The following is a 696-nucleotide window of genomic DNA, read 5'->3' as shown; positions in this document are numbered from 1 at the left end:
ATTCAGGTGCGACTGCAGTTCAGCCGTCTGCTCTTCCGATCCGGGCGCAGCTCGCGGCACCCGCCGAACGGCTCGGCTTCGTCGCGGCGGCGCAGTCGCCGCTGCGCGAGGGTCGCTCGGTGCTCGCCATCGCCGCGCCGACGCCCGCGGGCATCGAGGCGGTGGCCGAGGCGCTGCGCGACCCGGCGACCATCCCGCGCGTGCAGGGCGACCTGATGGTGCTCAGCGCCGATGGCGCGGAATCCTTCCGCACCGCGCCGACCTACTCGGTCGGCAACCTGCCCTTCTGGCTCTGGCCGAACCACTACCTGGGATCGCAACCCTGGTCGGTGCTGTTCCTGCTGGTCGGCGCCAGCGTGCTGATCGGCCTGCCGGTGATGGCATCGCTGCGGCGAAGGGCCGTGCGCCGGCTTCGGGGGCGCGGCTGATGCGCCCGCTGAAGGCCAGCCTCCTCGGCGCCGTGGCGGCGCTGGCGCTGGCGGGTCCCGCCGCGGCGCAACCGACACCCGGTGCGCTCGGCATCCTTCTCCAGCAGGCACGCCACTGGCAGGAACAGAACCGGCCGGACCTGGCGCTGCGCGCCTATGAGCGCGTGCTCGCCACCGCGCCGCGCAACCCGGAGGCGCTGGCCGGCGCGGCCGAGGCGCAGGCCGCGCTCGGCAACCGGACGGAGGCCGAGGCGCTGATCGCGCGGCT

General features: G+C 74.9%; 2 protein-coding genes. Both read left to right on the top strand.

Annotation, left to right across the window (positions count from 1 at the left end; translation table 11 throughout):
• A partial coding sequence (locus HW577_RS26040; RefSeq protein WP_198378963.1) for a hypothetical protein occupies nt 1-428 on the top strand: 428 nt, incomplete at its 5' end.
• A partial coding sequence (locus HW577_RS26035) for a tetratricopeptide repeat protein (RefSeq protein WP_198378962.1) occupies nt 428-696 on the top strand: 269 nt, incomplete at its 3' end. The genes HW577_RS26040 and HW577_RS26035, both read left to right, overlap by 1 nt.

It is taken from the genome of Neoroseomonas rubea (genome assembly GCF_016106015.1).
GTDB classification, from domain to species: domain Bacteria; phylum Pseudomonadota; class Alphaproteobacteria; order Acetobacterales; family Acetobacteraceae; genus Neoroseomonas; species Neoroseomonas rubea.
The sequence above is the reverse complement of the archived record's forward strand: the minus strand, read 5'-3'. Positions and strand labels throughout refer to the sequence as shown.